This window comes from Intrasporangium sp. (assembly GCF_036566125.1).
GTDB lineage: Bacteria > Actinomycetota > Actinomycetes > Actinomycetales > Dermatophilaceae > Intrasporangium.
On sequence record NZ_DATCWX010000019.1, the window covers coordinates 1 to 5,306 of the forward strand.

At 70.5% G+C, this 5,306-nt stretch carries 5 protein-coding genes and 2 tRNA genes; 4 read left to right on the forward strand and 3 right to left on the reverse strand.

Annotated features, from left to right (window positions below; translation table 11 throughout):
* The 3 genes from VIR15_RS01130 to VIR15_RS01140 form a co-directional block, all read left to right on the forward strand.
* Window positions 1-702 (forward strand): PHP domain-containing protein (locus VIR15_RS01130; protein ID WP_331925630.1); only part of this gene is annotated, 702 nt, incomplete at its 5' end.
* Between the two features lie 92 nt (window positions 703-794).
* Window positions 795-867 (forward strand) — tRNA-Glu (locus VIR15_RS01135).
* A gap of 21 nt (window positions 868-888) precedes the next feature.
* Window positions 889-962 (forward strand) — tRNA-Asp (locus tag VIR15_RS01140).
* 160 nt (window positions 963-1,122) lie between these two features.
* Here VIR15_RS01140 and VIR15_RS01145 read toward each other — a convergent pair.
* Window positions 1,123-1,680: a YceI family protein gene (locus VIR15_RS01145; protein WP_331925631.1), complete on the reverse strand. Its 558-nt coding sequence runs from the start codon at window positions 1,678-1,680 to the stop codon at window positions 1,123-1,125.
* Window positions 1,677-2,024 (reverse strand): hypothetical protein, encoded by a 348-nt coding sequence (locus tag VIR15_RS01150; protein WP_331925632.1) that lies wholly within the window; start codon window positions 2,022-2,024, stop codon window positions 1,677-1,679. Before VIR15_RS01150 ends, VIR15_RS01145 begins: the two co-directional genes overlap by 4 nt.
* A 132-nt stretch (window positions 2,025-2,156) precedes the next feature.
* Here VIR15_RS01150 and VIR15_RS01155 point away from each other — a divergent pair, with 132 nt between their 5' ends.
* Window positions 2,157-4,982 carry an AAA family ATPase gene (locus VIR15_RS01155; RefSeq protein WP_331925633.1) on the forward strand — a complete coding sequence of 942 codons (2,826 nt, stop codon included), beginning with the start codon at window positions 2,157-2,159 and terminating at the stop codon, window positions 4,980-4,982.
* Between the two features lie 66 nt (window positions 4,983-5,048).
* Here the strand turns inward: VIR15_RS01155 and VIR15_RS01160 are convergent.
* Window positions 5,049-5,306: helix-turn-helix domain-containing protein (locus VIR15_RS01160; RefSeq protein WP_331925634.1), on the reverse strand; the 258-nt coding region annotated here is incomplete at its 5' end.

The window sequence follows — 5,306 nt, forward strand, 5'->3', positions numbered from 1 at the left end:
CACTCCGACTGGAGTGACGGGGGCAGCCCGATCGAGGAGATGGTCCTCACCGCAGTCGAGCTCGGGCAGGACTGGATGGCCCTCACCGACCACTCCCCCCGCCTGACGATCGCCAACGGGCTCTCGCGCGAGCGCCTCGCGTTGCAGCTCCAGCGGGTCGATGCCATCAACGCGTCGCTCGGTGGCACGTTCCAGCTGCTCAAGGGGATCGAGGTCGACATCAACCTCGACGGGACCCTCGACCAGGACCCGGACATGCTCGAGCAGCTCGACGTCGTGACGGCCTCCGTCCACTCGAAGCTGCGCCAGCCCGCCTACGAGATGACCCCTCGGATGCTGGCGGCCGTGCGCAATCCGCGCACCAACGTGCTCGGCCATTGCACCGGGCGGCTCGTGACGGGCGGCCGCGGGAAGCGTCCGGAGTCGCAGTTCGACGCGGAGAAGGTCTTCCGCGCGTGTCTCGAGAACGACGTAGCCGTCGAGATCAACTCCCGTCCCGAGCGGCAGGATCCGCCCGACGAGCTGATCGAGCTGGCCCGCGACCTCGGCTGCCTCTTCGCGATCGACTCGGACGCGCACGCGCCTGGTCAGCTCGACATGAAGCTGCTCGGTTGCGAGCGCGCCGAACGGCTCCGGATCCCCGCCGAGCGCATCGTCACGACGTGGCCGGTCGAGGACCTGTTGGCGTGGGCGAAGGGTTGAGCCGGCCGGGTCGAGGAGGGTGCGAGCCGATTTGGTGGCGCGCGGAAACTCCCATATAGTTTCGACGTCCCAAACGGAACAGGTCGGGATACGTCCCCATCGTCTAGCGGCCTAGGACTCCGCCCTTTCACGGCGGCAGCACGGGTTCGAATCCCGTTGGGGATACGCACGACAATTTCATAGCAAGGCCCCGTAGCGCAGTTGGTTAGCGCGCCGCCCTGTCACGGCGGAGGTCGCCGGTTCGAGCCCGGTCGGGGTCGCTTTCTTGTGAGGCGCCGCTCCAGATGGAGCGGCGCCTCACGCTGTGCCTGGTTTCCGCAACGCCTTTGGCCGTATGCCGCTGAGCTCGCTCCCAGCCCCTCCCGCGGCCCAGCCCCTCCCGCGTCCCAGCCCTGCCGGAGTGTCCTCCGTTGACCCCGCTTACGGCTCGGTGGGTGCCGGGTCCCTCCGGAAGGTGAGGTCCGCCTCGAGGTCGAGGAACCGCCCGACGATGAAGGTGGGCGCCTTGATCCCCAGCGGCATCCGGTCGAGACGTCCGCTCACTCGCAGCCGGATCTCGTCGCTCGACAGGGCGACGATCTCAGCCGTCAGATCGACGGGCGCCTCGGATCCCCGTGCGTGCACGACCGCAGCAGCGGTCCATCCGTCCGAGGTCACTGTCGCCTCTCGCACGGCCACGCGCACCGTCGGGTGGGTCGTCGCATCGAGGAACCTCTGTTCTCGCAAGTGGCTGTCGCGGTGCTCGTTCCCGGTCGCGATCCCTGCCACCGACAGGTCGACCCAGGCCTCGCCGAGCTCTCCCTGTGTCGAGACCGACACGGCGCCGCGCTCCACCGGCATGGACCCTCGGGTCGTGGCCACGAGCTTGTCGCGCACCTGGAAGCGACCCACGCTCAGCTCGCCGACGACGGACCAGCGGCCGGCGAGAGGAGTCCGTCGCTGGGTGGTCACGCTCTGCGGGCTCGACTGGGCGTTCATGACTGCACCCCGGCCAGCAGTTCGGCGAGGTGGCCGAAGGACTCCGAGGTGTCATAGCGGTCCACCCGGCTGGGCCGGTGCAGGAGCGTGGGGTCCTCGCCGGGCAGCAGCTCGGACGTCACGACCAGGCGCTCGAGGGAGTCGAGGGCTGCGGCGTCGCGGGCCAGGATCACGACGCACTCGGCGCCGTCCGGGCCGACCCCGCGGAACCCGCCGAGCAGCTGGGCCCGCAGGTCGGGGTCGGCCTCGATGAGCGGAGCGATTCGGTCGCGGCCCGCTCGGGACGAGGCCTCGACGACCTCGCTGCTCCGCGGACCGTCGAAGGAAATGATCTGGATGTGCATGGCGGTCTCCTCTGTCGGGTTTGCCAGCCCGTCCTGGGCCTGACGACAGAGTGCGAGGCAGGGTCCCCACGCCGCCTCAGTGCTGCTACTGATTCCGGCACTGAACCTGTCAGCGACGCCCATACTGACCTCGTGAGGTTCGTGCCCGGCCGTCAGGTCGAGCTGGCGCGACTGGAGTCGGCGTGCCGTGCTGCTCGGGCTGGTGCCGGCCACCTCGTGCTGCTGACCGGAGAGGCCGGCATCGGCAAGAGCCTGCTCGCGCAGGCCGTCGCGGCGGAGGCAGAGAGCCTCGGGATGGCGGTTGCGCGCGGCTGGTGCATGGACGACCCGGGGGCGCCGATCCTCTGGCCGTGGCGGCGGGTCTCGCGCGATCTCCCCGACCTCGGTAGGGCCCTCGACGTGACCAAGGACCTCGACTCGGACGACACCGCGCGATTCCAGATTGTCGACGCGGTGGCCTCAGTCCTCGCGGCGGCTGCGGGCGACGTGGGCCTGGTCGTCATCCTCGAGGACCTGCACTGGGCGGATTCGCTGTCCCTGAGCCTGCTGCGCGGGCTACTTCATGAGATCACCTCTCTTCGGGTGCTCTTCGTCGGGACATCTCGTCATGACGGTCTGGGTGAGTCCGCACTCGGTCGCGCGCTGCCAGAGCTGCTGCGCGGGTCGAACACGCTGCACATCCCGTTGGCCGGTCTCACCGTCCAAGCCGTAACAACATGGCTGGAAGGCGATCCGGACACGAGAGGATGGGCCCCTCACGCCGACGACCTCGTCCGCAGGACCGGTGGCAACCCCTTCTACATCCGCAGCCTCACCACCGAGCTCGTGGCGTCGCCGGGAGACGACCTGACGGCCTCCTTCGCCGAGCGCCCGACCTGGCGCGCTGTTCTCGTGGCGCCCTACCGGGGACTGCCGGAGCCGGCTCGCACCACGGTCGCCACCGCCGCTGTCCTGGGTGAACGGCTCTCCCCGACCGTGCTCGCGATGGCGCTCGACCGGCCGGTACAGGAGGTGAGCGACGACCTGGCCTTCGCGGTGACGGCGGGAATCCTTCACTTCGGAGACACGGGGCTTGCCTTCAACCACTCCCTCGTGCGCGACGCGATCGTCGCCGACCTCGGGGTGGCCGAGCGGGCACAGGCCCATGCCGGGGTCGCCGCGGCGCTGGAGAGGACGGGCGACCCGGTCATGGCGGGGCGGGCGGCGATTCACTGGTCGCGGGTCGAGGGCGCGGAAGCCGCCGCGAGATGTCGGGATCTTGCCGAACGGGCAGCCGAGAGCCAGTCCCTCGCGCCGGATCGTGCACTCGAGCTGGCACGTCTTGCCCTCGAGTCAGCCCAAGCCCTCGGCGCACCCGACGAGGAGCTGGCTGAGCGGCTGCTCGTCGTGGCGCGGTTCGAGTGGGCAGCCGGGCTGCTGCCCCAGGCACTCCGCTCGTGCACGTCCGGCCTGGAGCTCGCCGAGGCTGCGGGGCGCCCGGATCTCGCAGCCGACTTCGCCCTCATCCCGCAGGGTGTCGGGTCCTTCGACGTCAACCAGCTCGTCGGCGCGATGTGCCGTCGAGCGCTGGCCGCCCTGCCCGGCTCCGAGGTCACCCGGCGAGCGCGCCTCCTCGCCCTGTCCGCGGTTTCGGCCGCCGAGGCCGCACAGTCGGGAATCCCGTTGCGAGGCGAGGACGGCGGTGGCCAGGCGGAGCGGGCGCCGGCCTCGCTGTCTGCCGAGGCGCTGGCTGTCGCCACGGCCTCCGGTGACAGGCGCGCCGAGCTCGAGACCATCGCAGCTCACCATTTCGTCCTCAGCTATCCCCAGTCGATCGCCGAGCGGACGGTCCTCGCAGCCCGCGCCGTGGAGCTCGGCGCATCGGCGTCGACGACGATGGGAGAGCTCTGGGGCCACCTCTGGCAGGCCGATCTGGCCTTCCAGCTGGGCGACGTCGGCGGTGTCCAACAGGCGATCGCGCACATCGAGCACGTCGCGAACCGGCGGACCTCGCCGGTGGCGCGCTGGCACGTTCTGAGGTTACGAGCAGCACTGGCAGTCCTCGGTGGTCGTTTCGACGAAGGACGTGAGTTGGCGCGAGAGACTCGGCTGGTCGCCGACCGGATCGGGGACTTGTCCATGGTCGGCATGCACCATGCCTTCCACGTGCAGCTCGGCCTGGTGCGCGGCGACCCGGCAGACTTCCTGCCCGGGGCCCTTGAGATGGTCCAGTCCGCACCGGTCCCGTTGGTGCGTGCTACTGCGGTGCTGATCTTCGCCGCTCGTGGCGAGCTCGGCCGGGCACGGTCGGAGTTCGCGACCCTGCGGGACGTGCCTGCTCGAATGCCTCTTGGTCCTCGCTGGTTCGGGACGGTCGGCCAGATCGGCTTCGGCGCCGTCCTGGTCGGCGACCCGATGGTGGCGCGAGAGTGTTATGGGCTTCTCCTGCCGTGCGCACGATGGTGCGCCGGCGACGGCGGTGGGTCTCCCTTCGCGGCCGGCTCGAACGAGCACCGGCTCGGCCTCCTGGCGCAGGCCTTCGGGGAGCTCGGGCTAGCGGCGGAGCACCTGACGCGCGGGGTCGCCGTTGACGACCGCATCGGGGCCAGACCGTATGCCGCCCTCGGTCGTCTGGCGCTCGCAGAATGTCTCGAAGGCGGGGATCCCGGCCGTGCGCTCGGGCTCGCGCAAGCGGCTGCAGACGAGTTCGACGTGCTCGACATGCCTGGACCGCTCGCCAAGGCCATCAGGCTGCGCGACCGGTTGGACGGTCGACGGGCCCTGCAGACGGGAGGCCTGACAGAGCGCGAGCTGGAGGTGGCTCGGCTCGTCGGCGACCTGCTGACGAACCAGCAGATCGCGGATCAGCTCTTCCTGTCCGTGCGCACCGTCGAGTCGCACGTCCGTAGCGCCCTCACCAAGCTTGGCCTGACCAGGCGGAGTGAGATCGCCCGCTGGATCCACGACCAACACGCCTGAGAAGCCTCGCCCCGCGCGGCCAGAGGGCTGACAGCGGAAGCGAGCTCAGCGGCATACGGCATGGTGTCAGCGGTGGCCGGCGCGGAGGACCAGCTCGAGCTCGAACCGGGCCTCGGGGTCGTCGAGCGACTCACCGAAGAGCTCCTTGAGCTGCCCGACCCGGTAGCCGACCGTCTGTTGGTGCACGAACAGCTCGGCCGCGATCGGCGCTCGCTGCCCCTGGTGCCGCAGCCAGGAAAGCAGCGTCTCGGCGAGCCGCGCGCGGACCGCCGGGCGAAGCCCGTCGAGCGGGGCGAGCCGGCGCCGGGCGAGGTCCTCCGTGGC